The organism is Streptomyces sp. WAC 06738 (assembly GCF_003945505.1).
Classification (GTDB): Bacteria; Actinomycetota; Actinomycetes; order Streptomycetales; family Streptomycetaceae; genus Streptomyces.
The window spans coordinates 1275001-1293314 of sequence record NZ_CP029618.1; the positions used below are offsets into that span (position 1 = coordinate 1275001).

The 18314-nt window shown below is 73.9% G+C and carries 19 protein-coding genes and 1 pseudogene (1 of these 20 running past the window's edge); 7 read left to right on the forward strand and 13 right to left on the reverse strand.

What is annotated here, in order from left to right:
* The 3 genes from DMB38_RS05230 to DMB38_RS05240 form a co-directional block, all read left to right on the forward strand.
* Positions 1-109, forward strand: partial view of a sporulation protein gene (locus tag DMB38_RS05230; RefSeq protein ID WP_047015017.1) — the end only. 674 nt of this gene lie to the left of the window's left edge; 109 of the gene's 783 nt are visible here — the last part of the coding sequence; its start codon lies beyond the left edge, outside the window; the stop codon is at positions 107-109.
* A 126-nt stretch (positions 110-235) separates the two neighbouring features.
* Positions 236-775, forward strand: a complete 540-nt coding sequence (locus DMB38_RS05235; RefSeq protein WP_125934155.1) for a YbhB/YbcL family Raf kinase inhibitor-like protein — start codon at positions 236-238, stop codon at positions 773-775.
* Between the two features lie 81 nt (positions 776-856).
* On the forward strand, positions 857-1384 hold the full coding sequence (locus tag DMB38_RS05240) for an HNH endonuclease (protein ID WP_047015019.1): 528 nt from the start codon (positions 857-859) through the stop codon (positions 1382-1384).
* A 113-nt stretch (positions 1385-1497) separates the two neighbouring features.
* Here the strand turns inward: DMB38_RS05240 and DMB38_RS05245 are convergent, their stop codons facing one another.
* The 3 genes from DMB38_RS05245 to DMB38_RS05255 form a co-directional block, all read right to left on the reverse strand.
* Positions 1498-2460, reverse strand: a complete 963-nt coding sequence (locus DMB38_RS05245) for an SPFH domain-containing protein (protein WP_047015020.1) — start codon at positions 2458-2460, stop codon at positions 1498-1500.
* 82 nt (positions 2461-2542) lie between these two features.
* On the reverse strand, positions 2543-2923 hold the full coding sequence (locus DMB38_RS05250) for an NfeD family protein (protein WP_047019791.1): 381 nt from the start codon (positions 2921-2923) through the stop codon (positions 2543-2545).
* A 137-nt stretch (positions 2924-3060) separates the two neighbouring features.
* Complete coding sequence (locus DMB38_RS05255; protein WP_047015021.1) at positions 3061-3858, reverse strand: ABC transporter ATP-binding protein; 798 nt, start codon at positions 3856-3858, stop codon at positions 3061-3063.
* A gap of 115 nt (positions 3859-3973) precedes the next feature.
* Here DMB38_RS05255 and DMB38_RS05260 point away from each other — a divergent pair, with 115 nt between their 5' ends.
* A complete protein-coding gene (locus tag DMB38_RS05260) occupies positions 3974-4771 on the forward strand; it encodes a hypothetical protein (protein ID WP_125934156.1) in 798 nt (265 codons plus the stop codon).
* Positions 4772-4908: 137 nt separating this feature from the next.
* Here the strand turns inward: DMB38_RS05260 and DMB38_RS05265 are convergent, their stop codons facing one another.
* From DMB38_RS05265 to DMB38_RS05285, 5 genes are all read right to left on the reverse strand, one after another.
* Positions 4909-5148, reverse strand: a complete 240-nt coding sequence (locus DMB38_RS05265) for a chaplin (protein ID WP_164715928.1) — start codon at positions 5146-5148, stop codon at positions 4909-4911.
* A gap of 210 nt (positions 5149-5358) precedes the next feature.
* Entirely contained in the window at positions 5359-5604 is a 246-nt protein-coding gene (locus tag DMB38_RS05270; protein WP_125934157.1) for a chaplin, read from the reverse strand.
* 166 nt (positions 5605-5770) lie between these two features.
* Positions 5771-6466, reverse strand: a complete 696-nt coding sequence (locus DMB38_RS05275) for a response regulator transcription factor (protein ID WP_125934158.1) — start codon at positions 6464-6466, stop codon at positions 5771-5773.
* The gene (locus tag DMB38_RS05280) at positions 6459-7625 is read right to left on the reverse strand and encodes a GAF domain-containing sensor histidine kinase (protein WP_125934159.1); all 1167 of its coding nucleotides are present in this window, start codon (positions 7623-7625) and stop codon (positions 6459-6461) included. Before DMB38_RS05280 ends, DMB38_RS05275 begins: the two co-directional genes overlap by 8 nt.
* Positions 7626-7782: 157 nt before the next feature.
* A complete protein-coding gene (locus tag DMB38_RS05285; RefSeq protein ID WP_240661986.1) occupies positions 7783-10371 on the reverse strand; it encodes an FHA domain-containing protein in 2589 nt (862 codons plus the stop codon).
* A 697-nt stretch (positions 10372-11068) separates the two neighbouring features.
* Between DMB38_RS05285 and serB the strand changes: the two genes are divergently transcribed.
* On the forward strand, positions 11069-12259 hold the full coding sequence (serB, locus tag DMB38_RS05290) for a phosphoserine phosphatase SerB (protein WP_125934160.1): 1191 nt from the start codon (positions 11069-11071) through the stop codon (positions 12257-12259).
* On the opposite strand, the gene DMB38_RS05295 is transcribed toward serB, so the two are convergent.
* Complete coding sequence (locus tag DMB38_RS05295) at positions 12219-13334, reverse strand: WYL domain-containing protein (protein WP_125934161.1); 1116 nt, start codon at positions 13332-13334, stop codon at positions 12219-12221. The two genes, serB and DMB38_RS05295, sit on opposite strands and share 41 nt — an antisense overlap.
* Before the next feature lie 335 nt (positions 13335-13669).
* Positions 13670-14188, reverse strand: coding sequence for a histidine phosphatase family protein (locus tag DMB38_RS05300; RefSeq protein WP_125934162.1), 519 nt, complete (start codon positions 14186-14188; stop codon positions 13670-13672).
* A 425-nt stretch (positions 14189-14613) separates the two neighbouring features.
* On the opposite strand from DMB38_RS05300, the gene DMB38_RS37435 reads away from it, so the two are divergent.
* Entirely contained in the window at positions 14614-14730 is a 117-nt protein-coding gene (locus tag DMB38_RS37435) for an SGM_5486 family transporter-associated protein (protein ID WP_018835810.1), read from the forward strand.
* Positions 14731-14776: 46 nt separating this feature from the next.
* Here the strand turns inward: DMB38_RS37435 and DMB38_RS05310 are convergent.
* Positions 14777-16161, reverse strand: a pseudogene (locus DMB38_RS05310) (MFS transporter).
* 52 nt (positions 16162-16213) lie between these two features.
* Between DMB38_RS05310 and DMB38_RS05315 the strand changes: the two are divergent.
* A complete protein-coding gene (locus DMB38_RS05315; RefSeq protein WP_047015031.1) occupies positions 16214-16897 on the forward strand; it encodes an FCD domain-containing protein in 684 nt (227 codons plus the stop codon).
* Positions 16898-16912: 15 nt separating this feature from the next.
* On the opposite strand, the gene DMB38_RS05320 is transcribed toward DMB38_RS05315, so the two are convergent.
* Together DMB38_RS05320 and fabI are read right to left on the reverse strand one after the other, a co-directional pair.
* Positions 16913-17356, reverse strand: coding sequence for a hypothetical protein (locus tag DMB38_RS05320; RefSeq protein ID WP_125934163.1), 444 nt, complete (start codon positions 17354-17356; stop codon positions 16913-16915).
* 186 nt (positions 17357-17542) lie between these two features.
* Positions 17543-18310 carry an enoyl-ACP reductase FabI gene (fabI, locus tag DMB38_RS05325; RefSeq protein WP_047015033.1) on the reverse strand — a complete coding sequence of 256 codons (768 nt, stop codon included), beginning with the start codon at positions 18308-18310 and terminating at the stop codon, positions 17543-17545.
* Between the last annotated feature and the right edge of the window lie 4 nt (positions 18311-18314).

The window sequence follows — 18314 nt, forward strand, 5'->3', positions numbered from 1 at the left end:
CTCGTTCCGGATGTTCCAGGTGGGGCTCACCGACTTCCAGCAGACGGACTGGTCCGCGTACCTGAACCAGTGGATCTCCGAGGTCGGGTCGCGGCGCAACTGGTTCTGAGCCGCACGTCGTGTGGCGGCGGCGCTCCGGCCGCTGCTCGTTAGGCTGACCGCCGTGGCGGGTACCGCGTGTCCGCGTACCCGCCACGCCGTGTCCTTGCGTCACAGCCACCCGGAGGTGTCTCACGTGCCCGAGCAGAACCGGCCGCCGCTGCCCCACGACTTCCATCCCGCGGTGCCGTCGTTCACCGTCACCAGCGACGACGTGCGGGAGGGCGCCCCTCTGCCCGACGCGCAGATCGGGGCGAAGGGCAACACCTCGCCGCAGTTGCGCTGGTCGGGGTTCCCGGAGGGGACGAAGAGCTTCGCCGTCACCTGCTACGACCCGGACGCGCCGACCGGCAGCGGGTTCTGGCACTGGTCGGTGTTCGACATCCCGGTGTCGGTGACGGAGCTGCCCGCGGGCGCGGGCACCGGCGACATGGCCGGGCTGCCGCAGGGTGCGGTGACCGTACGGAACGACGCCGGGACCCACGACTTCACGGGGGCGGCGCCGCCGCCCGGTGACGGTGAGCACCGGTACGTGTTCACGGTGTACGCGGTGGACCAGGAGAAGCTGGGTCCCGACGCGTCGGCGACGCCGGCCGTCGTGGGCTTCAACCTCCGCTTCCACACCCTCGCGAGGGCGCAGCTCATCGGCACCCACGAGGAGCCCGCGGCGGGCTGAAATTGCGTTGTCGCGGCCGATCTCCCGGGGCAGAGTGGAGCCACCTCGCCGCTCGGCGGGGCCTGTCGGGAGGTGACCGGGATGCGCGAGACGCTGGTGCTCAACGCGAGCTTCGAGCCGTTGTCGACGGTGTCGCTCCGCCGCGCGGTGGTGCTGGTGCTCCAGGACAAGGCCGTGGTCGAGCAGGCGCACTCCGGTATGCGGCTCCGGGCGGCGAGCGTGGAGCTGCCGGTGCCCCAGGTGATCCGGCTCTGCCGGTACGTGCGGGTGCCGTTCCGAAGACGCGCGCCGTGGTCGCGGCGGGGTGTGCTGGTGCGCGACCGGCACCGGTGCGCGTACTGCGGCCGGCGCGCGACGACAGTGGACCACGTCCTGCCGCGCTCGCTGGGCGGCGGGGACACCTGGCTGAACACGGTGGCGTCGTGCGCCGCGGACAACCACCGCAAGGCGGACCGGACGCCGGAGCAGGCGGGGATGCGGCTGCTGCGGCGGCCCTTCGAGCCGACGCCGGCGGACGCGCTGCTCCTGGCGCTGGGAGTGCGCGAGCAGGAGCAGTTGCCGGAGTGGCTGGTGCCGCCGGAGGGCCGCGAGGTGAGTGTCGCCGCGTGACTTCCGGCGCGTGAGCGCCCCGTCTGCGCGGTACGGAGAAGAGCCCGCCCCCGGTCGTGGCGACGACCGGGGGCGGGCTCGTGTCGTAGGACGCGCCTGGGCGCCGCGCGGGTCTACTCCAGCGGGGGCTGCTCGCGGTAGGTGGGCGCCTTGCGGGTGCTCGTCTTGGGGGCGGCGCCGTCGCCGCCGCCGGTGGGCGAGGGCGGGCCGAAGTTGCCCAGGGCGCCGCCGAGTCCCTTGAGGGCGTCGCCGATCTCGCTGGGCACGATCCAGAGCTTGTTCGCGTCGCCCTCGGCGATCTTCGGCAGCATCTGCAGGTACTGGTACGACAGCAGCTTCTGGTCCGGGTCGCCGGCGTGGATGGACTCGAAGACCGTGCGGATGGCCTGCGCCTCGCCCTCGGCGCGCAGCGCCGCGGAGCGGGCCTCACCCTCGGCCCGGAGGATCGCGGCCTGCTTCTCACCCTCGGCGGTGAGGATCTCGGACTGCCGGACGCCCTCCGCGGTGAGGATCGCGGCGCGCTTGTCGCGGTCGGCGCGCATCTGCTTCTCCATCGAGTCCTGGATGGAGGTGGGCGGCTCGATGGCCTTCAGCTCGACGCGGTTGACGCGGATGCCCCAGCGGCCGGTGGCCTCGTCGAGGACGCCGCGCAGCGCGGCGTTGATCTCCTCGCGGGAGGTGAGGGTGCGCTCCAGGTCCATGCCGCCGATGATGTTGCGCAGGGTGGTGACGGTGAGCTGCTCGATGGCCTGGATGTAGCTGGCGACCTCGTAGGTGGCGGCGCGGGCGTCGGTGACCTGGTAGTAGATGACCGTGTCGATGTTCACCACCAGGTTGTCCTGGGTGATCACGGGTTGCGGTGGGAACGGCACGACTTGTTCGCGCAGGTCGACGCGGTTGCGGATGGTGTCGATGAACGGCACCACGATGTTGAGGCCGGCGTTGAGGGTGCGGGTGTAGCGGCCGAAGCGCTCCACGATGGCCGCACTGGCCTGCGGGATGACCTGGATCGTCTTGATGAGTGCGATGAAGACGAGCACCACCAGGATGATCAGGACGATGATGATCGGCTGCATGCTGCTCCCCGGTTAGTGATCCAATTGTGCGGCCCAGCCGCCGAGTGTGGCAGAACGGCCCTGCCCGTAAGGGCGCTTCCGGTCACATGACGACGGCGGTCGCACCGTCGATGTCCACAACATCGACCGTCCTGCCGGGCTCGTAAACCTCACCCGAGTCGAGCGCCCGGGCGCTCCACACCTCGCCGGCGAGCTTGATGCGCCCCCCTGTGCCGTCGACGCGCTCCAGCACCACCGCCTGTCTGCCCTTGAGGGCGTCGGTGCCCGTCGTCGCTCCGCCCTGGCCGCGATGGCGGCGCGCCACCGGCCGTACGGCGGCGATGAGGGCGGTCGAGACGACCGCGAAGACGATCACTTGCACGACCAGGCCGCCCCCCAGGCCGGCCGTCACCGCGGCGGCGACCGCGCCGACCGAGAACATGCCGAACTCCGGCATGGCGGTCAGCACCAGGGGAATGCCCATGCCCACGGCGGCGATCAGCCACCACACCCATGCATCCACAGGTCCAATGCTATTGCGGGGCAAGGGATTCGGGACAGATGCCCGGGGGCTGTGACCGGGAAGCTACGTCTGTCGTGGGCCGGTTGGCCGGGCGGGCGCTACGCCTTCGACATGGGGAGGCCCTGCGCGGTCCAGCGGTCGCCCGCGCGGTCGAGGACGAGCGGGAGGCCGAAGCAGAGCGAGAGGTTGCGCGAGGTCAGTTCGGCCTCGATCGGTCCGGCGGCGAGGACCTTGCCCTGCCGGATCATCAGCACGTGCGTGAAGCCCGGGGGGATCTCCTCGACGTGGTGCGTCACCATGATCATCGAGGGCGCGTACGGGTCGCGGGCGAGCCGGCCGAGGCGGCGTACGAGGTCCTCGCGGCCGCCGAGGTCGAGGCCGGCGGCGGGCTCGTCGAGGAGGAGGAGTTCGGGGTCGGTCATCATGGCACGGGCGATCTGGGTGCGCTTGCGCTCGCCCTCGGAGAGGGTGCCGAATCTCCGGTCCAGGTACTCGCTCATGCCGAGGCGGTCGAGGAACGCCTTGGCGCGGTCCTCGTCGACGGCCTCGTAGCGCTCCTGCCAGGTGGCGGTCATGCCGTACGCGGCGGTGAGGACGGTCTGCAGGACGGTCTGGCTCTTGGGCAGCTTCTCGGAGAGCGCGGCGCTGGCCATGCCGATGCGGGGGCGGAGCTCGAAGACGTCGACACCGCCGAGTTTCTCGCCGAGGATCTGGACGGTGCCGGCGGACGGGAAGAGGTAGCTGGAGGCGATGTTCAACAGCGTGGTCTTGCCCGCGCCGTTGGGGCCGAGGATGATCCACCGCTCGCCCTCCGCGACCGACCAGGAGACCTGTTCGACCAGAGCCCTGCCGTCGCGGACCACCGATACGTCCACCAGCTCCAGTACATCGCTCATGAGCGTGCCGTCTCCCCTTGCAGTGTCGGTCCTTCGTACGCGGTGCGCGCCTGCGACACCGCCCCAGGGCAAACCTACGCCACGCGATGTCGGACCCGGTCCGTAGGCTGGTGCCATGCTCGAAGAACCACGTTCAGGCCGGCTGGCGGCCTGGGGAAATGCCCTGCTTTCCGGGCACATCTCGCCCGACGAGGCCGCGGAGCGCATCGTCGCGGACGACGCCGGGCACCGGGTGGCGGGGCTGCCGGAGGAGGAGTCCGCCGAGGGAGTGGCCCTGACGATGGCGCTGGGACGGCTGCGGGCGCTGGGCGCGAAGGGCCTGCGGGTGGCGCTGCCGGTGCCGGGGCACCCGCTGGGCCTGGCCGGGCCGCCGGAGTTCAACGCGCTGGCGCTGGACGCCGGCGAGGCGGTGCTGGCGACCGGGGGGCCGCCGCTGGGGCTGGTGCCGGAGGTCTGGTCGGTGGGTCCGGAGGGCGACGAGGTGGTCCGGGTGCGCTGGCGCTGCCTGCCGGTGCGGGACGCGCCGCCGGCGGACGTGCCGTCGCTGGGTGAGGCGGAGCGGGAGCTGGCGGAGGCGATGCGGGACGCCACGGAGGTGCTGTCGCGGCTGGACGTGGCGGGGTCCGGGCCGGTCGCGGAGGCGGCGCTGGCGGCGTACCGGGCGCGGGCGGACCGCGGGCGCGAGGTGCTGGCCCCGGGGTATCCGCCGCGGGCGGTGCGGGTGCTGGAGCTGGCGCAGCGGGTGGGGGCGCTGGTGGAGATCGCCCGGGATCCCGGCGAGGGGCACGGGGCGGCGGTCAGCGCGGGGCAGATAGCGGCTCGCGGGGAGGCGTTGCGGCCGCTGGAGCGGACAGCGCGGCGGGCGCGGGTGGCGGCGTACAACGCGTTCGTGGAGGAGCTGGAGCGGGGCTGACGTGCCGGCGGGCGCGCCGCTTTCCCTCTCGCGGCGCGCGGCGGGGCTGACGTGCGGGGCGCACGGGGGCGAGCGGTGGCGCGTACGCCCCCCGCGGTCGTGCCGTGGGGGGCGTACGGGACGGAAGGTGCGCTGCGTCAGCCGTTGACGCCGGTGTTGCCGAACGGCGCGTTCAGCAGGCCGACGACGGAGATGTTGTTGCCGACGAGGTTCACCGGCACGTGCACGGGGAGCTGGGCCACGTTCCCCGAGACGACGCCGGGCGAGCCCTGGGCCGTGGCCCCGGCACCGGCGTCGGCGACCGCCGCGCTCGCCCCGGCACCGGTTGCGAGACCCGCGGTGGCGAGGACGAAGGCGGCCTTCTTCACTGCATGCATGGAAAGTCGTTCCTCCTGTTGGCTGCGCACACCCCGGGCTCGGGGGTGCATGCTGCGCAACGGCCGCGGAGTCCAGCGGACACGCCGCGGCGGCCTGGGCCCACCGTTCGGCGCAAGGGAACGGCGATCGTACGACCGCGGCGAGCGGACCGGACCGGCCCGCCGGGCGGCGCCCGGGGGCCGGTTCCGGCGCCGGCGGACCGCGGTCCTTCAGCGGTTGAGGCAGAGGTTGCCGAACGCCGGGTTCAGCGCGCCGACGACGGTGGCGGTGTTGCCGCAGGCGTTCACGGGCACGTGGACCGGCACCTGGACCAGGTTGCCGGAGCCGATGCCCGGCGAGCCGACGGCCTGGCCGCCGGCGGCCGCGCCGCCGTGCGCGGCGGCCACGCCCGCACCGGCCATGGCCAGGCCGCTGGCGGCGATGGTGAGGGCCGCAGCCCGCTTCAGGTTCCGCATGTGTTCCTCCTCGGGTCGGCCGCGGCCTGTGCCGCGGCGTGCCATGGAGAACGCGGGGAGCCGGGCGCGGTTGCGCCGGTCGGGCGACATCTACACGACAGTATGAATCTCGGACCGGAGGACATCGTTCCGGTGGCCCCCGGCCGGGCCCGGCACGACAGTCGTCTCAGCCGCTCAGGCCGTGGCGTACGGCCCAGAGGGCGGCCTGCGTACGGTCCGCCAGGTCGAGCTTCATCAGGATGTTCGACACGTGCGTCTTCACGGTCTTCTCCGAGACCACGAGGGCGCGGGCGATCTCCCGGTTCGAGCGGCCGTCCGCGATCAGCGCCAGCACCTCGCGCTCGCGCTCGGTCAGCGTCGTCCCCCGGCCCTGCGCGGGGCCGCCGCCGGCCTCCGGCGCCAGCAGCGCCCCGGCGACGTCCTGCTGGAGCAGCACGTGCCCGGCGTGCACCGAGCGGATCGCCCTGGCCAGGGCCTCGGGGTCGACGTCCTTGTAGACATAGCCCGCGGCGCCTGCGCGCAGTGCGGGGACGACGGTGCGCTGCTCGGTGAAGCTGGTGATGACCAGCACGCGTGCCGCGCTGCCGGACTCGCGGATGCGGCGCAGCGCCTCGATGCCGTCGGTGCCGGGCATCTTCACGTCCATGAGGACCACGTCCGGCACCAGCTCGGCGGTACGGGCCACGCCCTCGTCCCCGTCGGCGGCCTCGCCGACGACCTCGATGTCGTCCTGCACCTCCAGGAAGGTGCGCAGCCCGCGCCGTACGACCTGGTGGTCGTCGACCAGCAGCACCCGGATCCGGCCGGAGGCGGCCGTCTCGTCCGGGCCCGCGGTCCGCTGCTTCTCGCCCGTCTCAGCCACCGGGCACCTCCATCTCGATCACGGTGCCCTCCCCGGGCGCCGACTGGACGGTCAGGCCGCCGCCGACCCCGGCGGCGCGGTCGCGCATGGACACCAGGCCCAGGTGGCGGCCGGCGGAGCGGACGGTCTCCGGGTCGAAGCCCCGGCCGTCGTCGCGCACCCGCAGCCGGGCGCCGCGTCCGTACCGGGTGAGGGCGACGTCGACCTCATCGGCGTCGGCGTGCCGCAGCGCGTTGTGCAGGGCCTCCTGCGCGACCCGTAGCAGCGCCTCCTCCTGCGCCGCGGGCAGGGCGCGCACCTGCGCGGAGGTGAAGGTGACGCGGGCGCGGTGAGCCCGGTCGAGCACCTGCACCTGGGTCGCCAGGGTGGCCACCAGGCCGTCGTCGTCCAGGGCCGCGGGGCGCAGCTCGACGACGGCGGCGCGCAGTTCGTCCGCGGCGTCCGCGGCGAGCCGCGCGACCTGCTGCAGCTCGCCCTTGGCGCGCGTGGGATCGCGGTCGACGAGGGCGGCGGCGGCCTGCGCGGTCAGGCGGAGCGAGAAGAGCTTCTGGGAGACGGCGTCGTGCAGTTCGTGCGCGATGCGGGCGCGCTCGCCCGCGATGGTCAGCTCGCGGCTGCGCTCGTAGAGGCGGGCGTTGGTGAGCGCGATGGCGGCGTGGTCGGCGAGGGTACGCAGCAGGGCCTCGTCCTCGGCGCCGAAGCGGCAGCCGTCGGGCCCCGGCGGGTCGTCCGGCTCGCACTGCTTGTTGGCGAGGAAGAGCGCGCCGAGGACTTCCTCGCCGTCGGCGATGGGGACGCCGACGAAGTCCCGCAGCCGGGGGTGGGCGCTGGGCCAGCCGCCGAAGCGGGGGTCCTTGCGTACGTCGCCCAGGCGCACCGGCTCGGCATCCTCCAGCAGTGCGGCGAGGATGCCGTGCTGGCGGGGCAGCGGGCCGATGGCCTTCCACTGCGCGTCGCTGACGCCGTCGACGACGAACTGGGCGAAGCCGCCGTGGTCGTCCGGCACGCCCAGGGCGGCGTACTCGGCCTGGAGCAGCTCGCGGGCGGACGCCGTGATCGTCTGGAGCACGTCGCGGACCTGCACCTGCCTGCTCATGGCGAGCAGGGCGCGGCTGACCGCTTCGAGTCCCGCGACCGGTCCTGCGGCGGGTGTGGACATGCAGATCACGCTACCCGCAGGCCCGGTCCCCGTGATCCAGCCGCGGTCCCGACCCGTATCGGCCCCCGGTCCTAGGCCGCTGTGCCGACCGGGACGGACGGCTGAGGGGCGGCACCCCCGGTGAGGGGTGCCGCCCGTCAGCCGGGCGGAGGTGCGCTCAGCGCATGACCTCGGGCTCGTGCTTGCGCAGCAGCCGGGCGACGATGAAGCCGCAGATCACGCCCATGGTGAGCAGCACGCCGATGTTCAGCATGTACGTGCCCGCCGTGTGCTCCCACAGCGCGTCCGTCTCACCGCTGTCCCACGGCAGCAGCACGTTCAGGTCGGACGTCGAGCCCATCGCGGCCACCGCCCAGCGCGAGGGCATCAGCCAGGCGAGCTGCTCGACGCCGGGGGTGCCGTGCAACTGGAAGAGCACGCCGGTGAAGACCACCTGCACGATCGCGAACATCACCAGCAGCGGCATGGTCATCTCGGAGGTCTTCACCAGCGCCGAGATGATCAGGCCGAACATCATCGAGGTCAGGCCCAGCGTGGTCACGCCGATCGCCAGCTCCACCGCCGGCAGGTCGGAGAGGATCACCCCCTCCTCGGGCAGCTTGCTGCGGCTGAGGACGCCGATGGCGCTGATGACGGCGCCCTGGAAGATCGTGATGATGCCGAGGACGAGCACCTTGGACATCACGTACGCGGAGCGGGAGAGGCCGACCGCCCGTTCCCTCTCGTAGATCACCCGTTCCTTGATCAGCTCACGCACGGAGTTCGCGGCGCCGGAGAAGCAGGCGCCGACCGCGAGGATGAGCAGGATGGTGCCCGCGGCCCTGTTGATCAGGTGGATCTTCGCCGGCCCGTAGCCGAGACCGAACTCGGCGGGGATGACCATGCTCACGACGCCGAGCACCACCGGGAGAATGATGGTGAGCGCGATGAAGAAGCGGTCGGAGGCGAGGACGGACACGTACCGTCTCACCAGCGTCCAGAGCTGTGGCCCCCAGCCCTGCGGCTTCGACGGGCGGAGCATCTGCGGTGGCTGCATCGCGACGGGCTGCGGGGCCACGGCGTCGATGTCCGCGGCGTACATCTGGTAGTGCTGGGAGCCCTGCCAGCGGCCCTTCCAGTCGTACTCGCGGTAGTTCTCGAAGGCGGAGAAGATGTCGGCCCAGGTCTCGTAGCCGAAGAAGTTCAGCGCCTCCTCCGGCGGCCCGAAGTACGCCACGCCGCCGCCGGGCGCCATGACCAGCAGCCGGTCGCAGAGCGCGAGTTCGGCGACGGAGTGGGTGACGACCAGGACCGTACGGCCGTCGTCCGCCAGGCCGCGCAGCAACTGCATGACGTCGCGGTCCATGCCCGGGTCGAGGCCCGAGGTGGGCTCGTCCAGGAAGATCAGCGACGGCTTGGTGAGCAGCTCCAGGGCCACCGAGACGCGCTTGCGCTGGCCGCCGGAGAGCGAGCTGATCCGCTTCTCCTTGTGGATGTCGAGCTTCAGCTCGCGCAGCACCTCGTCGACGCGGGCGGCGCGCTCGGCCTCGGCCGTGTCACCGGGGAACCGGAGCTTGGCGGCGTAGCGCAGGGCGCGGGTGACGGTGAGCTGGGTGTGCAGGATGTCGTCCTGCGGCACCAGGCCGATGCGGTGGCGCAGCTCGGCGAACTGCTTGTAGAGGTTCCGGTTGTCGTAGAGGACCTCGCCGACGTCCGCGGGGCGGTAGCCCGTCAGCGCCTTGAGGAGCGTGGACTTGCCGGACCCGGACGGGCCGATGACGGCGATCAGGCTCTTCTCGGGCACGCCGAAGGAGACGTTGTCCAGGATGACCTTGCCGCCGTCGACCTTCACGGTCAGGTGACGGGCCGAGAAGCTGACCTCACCGGTGTCGACGAACTCCTCGAGCCGGTCGCCGACCAGCCGGAAGGTGGAGTGGCCGATGCCGATGATGTCGTCGGGGCCGATGGGCCGGCGGCCGCGCTGCGGCAGTTGCTCACCGTTGACGTACGTGCCGTTGTGGCTGCCGAGGTCGACGATCTCGGAGCGGCCGTCGGGCGTGGACCGGAACTCCGCGTGGTGGCGCGAGACCTGGAGGTCGGAGACGACCAGCTCGTTCTCCAGCGCACGGCCGATGCGGGTGACGCGGCCCAGCGAGAGCTGGTGGAACGTCGTGGGGCTGCGGTCGCCGTAGACCGACGGGGCGCCGGGGCCGCCGCCGTGGCCCGCGCCGGCGGCGGCGGGCGGGCGCTGCGGCGCGGACTGCTGCTGCGGCACGTACGGCTGCTGCTGGGGCGGCATGCCGGCCGGCGGCCCCTGGAACGGGGGCCCCTGGGGCGGAGGTCCCTGGGGAGGGCCCTGCGGCGGGGCGCCCCAGGCGCCGGGCGCCTGCTGCGGCGGCGCGGCCTGGTGGGCGCCGGGCGGCGGCTGGGCCATCGCGGTCTGCGCGCTGTACACGTCGGGGGCTGCGGCGCCGGCCGGCGCGGAGAGCCGCAACTGCGGCCCGTCGGTGGCGTTGCCGAGGTACACGACCGAGCCGGGGCCGACCTCGATCTGGTGGACCCGCTGGCCCTCCACGTACGAGCCGTTGGTGCTGCCGACGTCCTCGAGCAGCCAGCTACGGCCGCCCCACCGCAGGCTGGCGTGCCGCCAGGAGACCCTGGCGTCCTCCAGCACCACGTCCCCCTGCGGATCCCGCCCGACGCGATAGGCGCGCGCCGGGTCGAGAGTCCATGTCTGTCCGTTCAGTTCAAGTACGAGTTCAGGCACTCCATGCCCCACAAAGTTGTCCCCCGAGGTGCCCCTTGCACGGCACCCACTTCAACAGGCCCGTAAGGAGTCTAGGGATGGCGAACATCCTGAGGAACTATTTCAGTAACAGTCGCTTCACGAAAACGCGGGTCACGGCAGTGAGGCGGAGTTCCGGCTTCCACTTCCACCCGCCGCCGGGCGGTTCGCGCAGGTTGGCGGCACTTGATCACGTACGGCCGGTGGCAACGCAGGTACGCGAGCGGGGAGATACCGGTGGCAGCGCCCGGCCGGATCCGGGAATCGCGGCGGGGGGCCGGACACGGCCGCCGGGCCGCGGTGCCGCTGCCGGCGCGGGCGGGGCGCACGCCGGCGTACGGGCCTCTCCGGGCGCCGCGGACGGACGGGCCGTACCGCCCGGCGGAGGGCCGGCGACCGCCCGCGGCACCGCCGGACCCGTACGCCGGAAGGCCCCCGGACCTCGGCCTCCCCCGGGCACCCCGCGGAGACCCCGCGGACCGTCCGCGGGGCCCTGGGAGCCCTCCCCCGCGGTCCCCGGCCGTGACGCCCCCCAGACCCCCTCCCCCGCCCGTTCGGCCGCTCGCAACCGCACGTTCCCCTCGCCGCAACCTCCCAGCCCAGCGGCCCCGCCGCGCCCGGCCGCAACGCCGACCCGCCCGGCCGTCCGCGGGCCGCACCGCGATACCGTGGTCGCACCATGACCACCGCCGCCCGCACGCTTCTCGTCAAGATCTTCGGCCGCGACCGCGCCGGTCTCACCGCCGGCCTCTTCGACACCCTCGCCGCCTACCGGGTCGAGGTCATCGACATCGAGCAGATCGTCACCCGCGGCCGCATCACGCTGTGCGCCCTGGTCACGCCCCCCGTCGGGGCCACCGAGGGCGAGCTGCGCGCGACGATCCACTCGTGGGCCGGCTCGATGCGCCTGGAGGCGGAGATAATCTCCGGCACCGGCGACAACGAGCCGCGCGCCCCCGGCCGCTCCCACGTGACCGTGCTCGGGCAGCCGCTGACCGCCGAGTCGACCGCCGGCATCGCCGCCACGATCACCGGCACCGGCGCCAACATCGACCGCATCTTCCGGCTCGCGAAGTACCCCGTCACCGCCGTCGAGTTCGAGGTCTCCGGCGCCGCCACCGAGGAGCTGCGCCCCGCGCTCGCCATAGCCGCCGCCCGCCTCGGCGTGGACGTCGCCGTCGTCGCCTCCGGACTGCAGCGCCGGGCGCAGCGGCTGGTGGTGATGGACGTCGACTCCACCCTCATCCAGGACGAGGTCATCGAGCTGTTCGCCGCGCACGCCGGCTGCGAGGCCGAGGTCGCGGAGGTGACCGCCGCGGCGATGCGCGGCGAGCTGGACTTCGAGCAGTCCCTGCACGCCCGGGTGGAGCTGCTGGCGGGGCTGGAGGACTCGGTGGTGGACAAGGTGCGCGAGGAGGTACGGCTGACGCCCGGCGCCCGCACCCTGATCCGTACGCTCAAGCGCCTCGGCTACCAGGTGGGCGTCGTCTCCGGCGGCTTCACGCAGATCACCGACGACCTCAAGGAACGGCTCTCGCTCGACTTCGCCGCCGCGAACACCCTGGAGATCGTCGACGGCAAGCTCACCGGGCGGATCACCGGGCCGGTCGTGGACCGGGCGGGCAAGGCGCGGCTGCTGAGCGGCTTCGCCGCCGAGGCGGGCGTGCCGCTGTCGCAGACGGTGGCGATCGGGGACGGCGCGAACGACCTCGACATGCTCAACGCGGCGGGCCTCGGAGTGGCGTTCAACGCCAAGCCGCTGGTCCGGGAGGCCGCGCACGCGGCGGTGAACGTGCCGTTCCTCGACACCGTCCTCTATCTGCTGGGCATCACGCGCGACGAGGTGGAGGCGGCGGACACGACCGGCTGATGCGGTCGCCGAGGTCGCGCAGGAAGTCCGCCAGCTCCGGCGGCTCGCGCACCTCGAAGTCCACGCCGAGCAGCGCGATCCGCACGGCCAGCCAGTCGAGCGCGTCGCCGCCGGTGACCAGCGTGCAGCGGCCGGGCCCCCCGGGCTCCAGCAGCCCAGCGCCGCGCGGGAGGCGGCGTACGGCCTCGTCCAGGGAGACGTGCAGGGTGACGACGGCGCGGTAGCGGCCGCGGTGGCCGGCGACGGACTCGGCGACGAAGGCGGCGGCGTCGGCCGCGGGCAGCTCGCGCGGGGGGTGGCGGACGCCGGTCGGTCGCGGGTCGTCGATCCGGTCGACGCGGAAGCTGCGCCAGTCGGCGCGGTCGCGGTCGTACGCGACGAGATACCACCGCTGTCCCGTGCTGACCAGGCGGTACGGCTCGACGTGCCGCCGCGTGCCGTCGTCGGGGCCGGTCCGGCCCTCGCCCACCGGCCCGCCGCCGGGCCCGGCGGCCGGCGGCGCGGAGCGGGACCCGGGATGCCCCTCGGGGTCCGCCGCACCGTCCTCGGGTGCGTCTCCGCCGCGCTTGCCCCGGTAGCCGAATCGCAGCCCCTCCCCCCTGCTGCTCGCCGCCGCCAGCACCGCCAGCACCTCCGCGGCCACCGGCGCCCCCGCCGCCGCCACCGCGCCCGCGGGGCTCACGGTCAGCGGCACCGTGGCCCGCTGGAGCGCGGAGACGCGGCGGCGCAGCCGCGCCGGGAGCACCTGCTCCAGCTTGGCGAGGGCCCGTACGGACGTCTCCCCGATCCCCTCGACGCCCCCGGCCGCCACGGCGCGCAGCCCGGCGGCGACGGCGACGGCCTCGTCGTCGTCGAGGAGCAGCGGCGGCATCGCGGTGCCCGCGGCGAGCCGGTAGCCGCCGACGGCGCCGACGGTGGCGGCCACGGGGTAGCCCAGCGCGCGCAGCCGGTCGACGTCGCGGCGTACGGTGCGCACGCTGACGCCGAGGCGCCGGGCCAGCTCGGGGCCGCTGTGCTCGCGCCCGCTCTGCAGCACGGACAGCAGCCTGAGGAGCCGTGCGGGGGTGTCGCTCATCCTCCGATCATGACCGAGAAGGAGGACATCTTCCGACCTCCTTCGTCCGTGGCGTCGAGGTCACGGCAGCTCAGCAGCTCGCCGTCCGGCTGGGGCTGCCGGGCAGGGCGTACGTCTTCGGCGAGCCGGGCACCGGGCGGGACGGCGGGCGGGTGCTGTCCGGGGCCACCCCGGACAGGGCCGGCCCGCGCGGCGGGGTCGGCGACGGCGGAGTATCTGCGCCGGGACCTCGCGGGATGAGCGTAGGGACGTAGACGTAGACGTAAGGGCCGGGCGCCGCCCGGGCCCGGGCCGTGGCCCCGGCCCGGGGCCGCGGGCGGCGGTCCGGGCTCAGCTCACTGCTGGTGCGGCGTCCAGAACTCGGTGAGCCGGCCCACGCCGTGCTCCACGCCCTTCCACGAGCCGTCGAACTCCACCACGGCCACGCCCGAGGTCGGGAAGCCGCGGCTCAGCCTGGTCAGCGTGTCCCCCTCGGCGGAGCCCGCCAGGGCGTCGGCGAGGCCGTGCATGCCGGGGTTGTGGCCGACGACCAGCAGCGTGGAGACGTCGTCGGGGACCTCGTTCAGCACCTGGATCAGCTCGCCGAGGGACGCCTCGTACAGCCGCTCCTCGTAGACCGTCCGGGGGCGGCGGGGAAGCTGGCCGACGACGAGCTTCCAGGTCTCGCGGGTGCGTTTGGCGCTGGAGCAGAGGGTCAGGTCGGGGTCGATGTCGTGGGCCGCGAGGAAATCCCCGGCGGCGGGAGCGTCGGCGCGGCCGCGCTCGGCGAGCGGGCGCTCGTGGTCGGAGTCCTGGGCCCATTCGGCCTTGGCGTGTCGGAGAAGGACGATGCTGCGGGGCGTTCCTGCGCTCATAAGCTCAGCTTCGCACGAAACCGGCCGCGGGGTCCGGGCAGTTCGCAGGGTCTCCCGCCAGGAGTGACGGGCGGCCGCGCCCGGCCGCGGGTGCGGGCGCGGGTTCAGAGCAGCCGCAGGGCGAAGAGCGCGGTGAAGGCCATGACGGGCAGGGCGACGGACCACCACGGCAGCCAGCGCTGCGCCGCCGGCGGTGCGGGCTGGGTGTGGGCACCGGCTGACATCTTCGCCTCCGTGGGGTTGCCTGACGTCCCGAGTCCTTCGTACTGCTACGAACCTACGGAGCCGGGGCCGCGCGTCCCATCCGGTGACCCACCCAGTTCCCCCTGACCCTGGCCCCCTAGGGGAGGGTGGGGCTAGCCCCACCCCCGGGCGCCGCGGCGCCCCCGCGCGGGGCGGCGGTGCGGGGATGCGAGACTGGCCGTATGCCCGTGCTCGACCCGAACCCCCAGAACGGGCAGCGCAAGCTGCTCTACGTGCTCGGCGCGATGCTCGCCATCACGGTGGTCATCGGCGTCATCGCCACGATCGCCTCGCCCTGAGGCACGCGCCCGCCGCCGTCGGTGTCGCCGACGGGGCGTGCCGCCGTCAGAGCTCGTCCTCTACCACGCGGTCGCGTCCGGCGACGATCCCCACGGCCACCTGGGCGACCATGAACGCCGCGAGCACCGCAAGCGGGACGGTCCAGCCGTCCGTGGCCCCGTACAGCGCGCCGACGGCCAGCGGGCCCGGGATGGAGATCAGGTAGCCGGTGCTCTGCGCGAAGGCGGAGAGCCGGACAAGCCCGGCGTGGCTGCGGGCCCGGGCCCCGAGCAGGGTGAGGACCAGCGGGAACGCGCAGTTGGACACGGCGAGCAGCAGCGCCCACACCCAGGCCCCGCCCGCGGGCGCCAGCCACAGCCCCGCGTAGCCGCCGAGGCCGCACGCGCCGAGCACCACGACCAGCGGCCCCTGGTGGTGGAGCCGGGCCGCGATCCGCGGCAGCACGAAGGCCAGCGGGACGCCCATGCCCATCGCGAGGGCGAGCAGCAGCCCGGCCGTGGAGGCGGACACACCGGCGTCGCGGTAGATCTGCGGCAGCCAGCCGATGGTGACGTACGCGGCGGTGGCCTGGAGGCCGAAGAAGACGGCGAGCGCCCACGCGGTGGGGCTGGCGGTGATACGAACCGGCCGCGCCGGCTCCGCCGCCCCCTCGGCACCGGTGTCGCGCGCGGACCCCGCAGAACCCGCAGACCCCGGGGACGCCGCGGATCCGGCCGCCCCGCGGACTCGGCGGTCCCCGCGCGGCGCGACCCGCGCGACAGCACCACCCACGGCACCACGGCGACCGCCGCGACGGCGGCCCACACACCGAGCCCCAGGCGCCAGCTCCCGCCCAGCGCCTCGCTCAGCGGCACGGTGAGACCGGCGGCGGAGGCCGTGCCGAGGGCCAGGCCCATCGAGTAGAGCCCGGTCATCGAGCCGACCCGGTCCGGGAACCAGCGTTTGACGATGACGGGGATCAGCACGTTGCCCACGGCGATGCCGCCGAGCGCCAGCGCGCTGGCGGCCAGGAACGCGGGGGTGTTGCCGAACAGCGGGCGCAGCGCCAGGCCGCCGGCTATCGCGACGAGCCCGCCGGCGACGACCGCCACGGGGCCGAAGCGGCGGGCGAAGCGGGGCGCGAGGCTGCCGAAGACGGCGAAACATAGCGCCGGCATGGAGGTGAGCAGGCCGGCGACCGTGCCGCTCATGCCGATGTCGGTGCGCACGTCCTCCAGGACCGAGCCGAACGAGGCTATCGCCGGCCGCAGGTTGATCGCCGCGAGCAGCAGCGCGGGGATCATGAGCCGCAGCAGCCACGGCGCGATCCGCGGCGCGGCCGCCGGTCCGGTAGCCGCCGGGGGCGCGTCGGCCCGCACCTCTCCGGTCGGCTCTCCCGGGGTCTCGGCGGTTTTCGTGAGGATGCTGCGGCGTGGCATGCGGACCATCATAGAATCATTGGATGAATGGTTGTCCACTCCGCAGTCCGAGCACGGGAGAGACATGGCACTGACCTCGCCGCGCCGATCGAGCCTCACCGACCAGGTGATCGCGCAGTTGCGCACGCAGATCACCGCGGGCGAGTGGCCGGTCGGCAGCCGCATCCCGACCGAGCCGGAGCTGGTGGAGCAACTGGGCGTCGCGCGCAACACCGTCCGCGAGGCGGTGCGGGCGCTCGCGAACAACGGCCTGCTCGACATCCGGCAGGGCTCCGGCACGTACGTCGCCGCGACGAGCGAGCTGGCCGGCGTGATGCAGCGCCGCTTCGCCGATGCCCGTCCCGCGCACGTCGCGGAGCTGCGCAGCGCGCTGGAGGCGCAGGCGGCCCGGCTGGCGGCGGTGCGCCGTACGGAGGCCGAGATGACGCAGTTGGAGCTGCTGCTGCGGCGCCGCGAGGAGGCGTGGGAGTCGGGCGACGCGGCGGCGTTCGTCGACGCGGACGCGACGCTGCACCTGGCGGTGGCGACGGCGTCGCACAACGAGGTGCTGACGGCGGTCTACGCGGACCTGGGCGAGGTCGTCCGCACGACGCTGCGCTCCAAGGTGGGCGACGTGCTGCTGCCGGCGGAACACCTGGACCACGCCCGGATGGTGACGGCGATCCGCGCGGGCGACGCGGAAACCGCCGCGGAGGAGGCCGCAAGCCACGCCTACGGCTGCATGCCGGAACCGGCCCTCGGCGGCTGAAGGGGAGGCACCCCGCTAGCCGTCCGGTACGTCGCGTATCGGTTCGTGGGTGACCCAGGCGTGGGCGACGTCGAACCAGCAGCGGTCTGTCAGCTCGCCGCTCTCCGCCGGGTCGAGGCGCACGCGCATGCCGTCGACGTCCGGATCCCACCAGCGGGCGCACTCGATGTGCAGTTGGACCGCGTCCGTGTAGGGGCCCGCGTTGTAGCAGCGGGCGGTGACGGTCGAGCCGGTGACGGTGGTGCGGCACTCGGCCCTCGTCGGACCCCCGCGGTCGTCGGCGCCGGGGACCGCGGCGGGGCCGGGGAGAGAGCCGGGGCCGTCCGCGGCGTACGCGGGGCCCGCGGCCGGCAGCAGCACCGGCGCGGCGAAGGCGACGGCCGCCGCGCACAGGAGCGTACGGCGGCGGGCGGAGACCCGGGTGCGGCGGCCGGAACGACGCGGGCCCTCACGCACCACACAACCTCCTCGGCCGTACGGCGACGCACGTGCGCGCGTCGCTGCTGCACCACAAGGGGACGGTAACCGCCCCTCCAGCGTGCGCCGCCGCCCCGCCCCCGGCCCACCGGCCTACGCCGAACGGGCGACCCCCGCAGGGGGCCGCCCGTCCGCCTCGGAGCCGGTGCCGGCTGCCGGTCCTCCCGGCTACGCGCCCATGATGTGCACGCCGCCGTCCACGTGCACGATCTCGCCCGTCGTCTTCGGGAACCAGTCGGACAGCAGCGCCACGACCCCGCGCCCCGCCGGCTCCGGGTCCGCCATGTCCCACTCCAGCGGCGAGCGCGTGTTCCACACGTCCGCCAGATCCGAGAAGCCGGGGATGGACTTCGCCGCCATGGAGCCGATGGGACCGGCCGAGACCAGGTTGCAGCGGACGTTCTCCTTGCCCAGGTCACGGGCCAGATAGCGGCTGGTGGCCTCCAGGGCCGCCTTCGCCGGGCCCATCCAGTCGTACTGCGGCCACGCGAACTGCGCGTCGAAGGTCATGCCGACGACCGAACCGCCGCCCTGCATCAGCGGCAGGCACGCCATCGTCAGCGACTTCAGCGAGAACGCCGAGACGTGCATGGCGGTGGCGACGGACTCGAAGGGGGTGTGCAGGAAGTTGCCGCCGAGCGCGTCCGGCGGGGCGAAGCCCACGGAGTGCACGAGGCCGTCGAGCCCGCCCAGCTCCTCGCGCACGATGCCCTCGATCCGCGCCAAGTGCTCGTCGTCGGTGACGTCGAGTTCGACGACCTTCGCCGGCTTGGGCAGCTTCTTCGCGATGCGCTCGGTGAGCGTGGGCCGCGGGAACGCGGTGAGGATGATCTCCGCGCCCTGCTCCTGCGCCAGCTTCGCCGCGTGGAAGGCGATGGACGACTCCAGCAGCACGCCGGTGATGAGGACGCGCTTGCCGTCGAGGATTCCGCTCATGGTG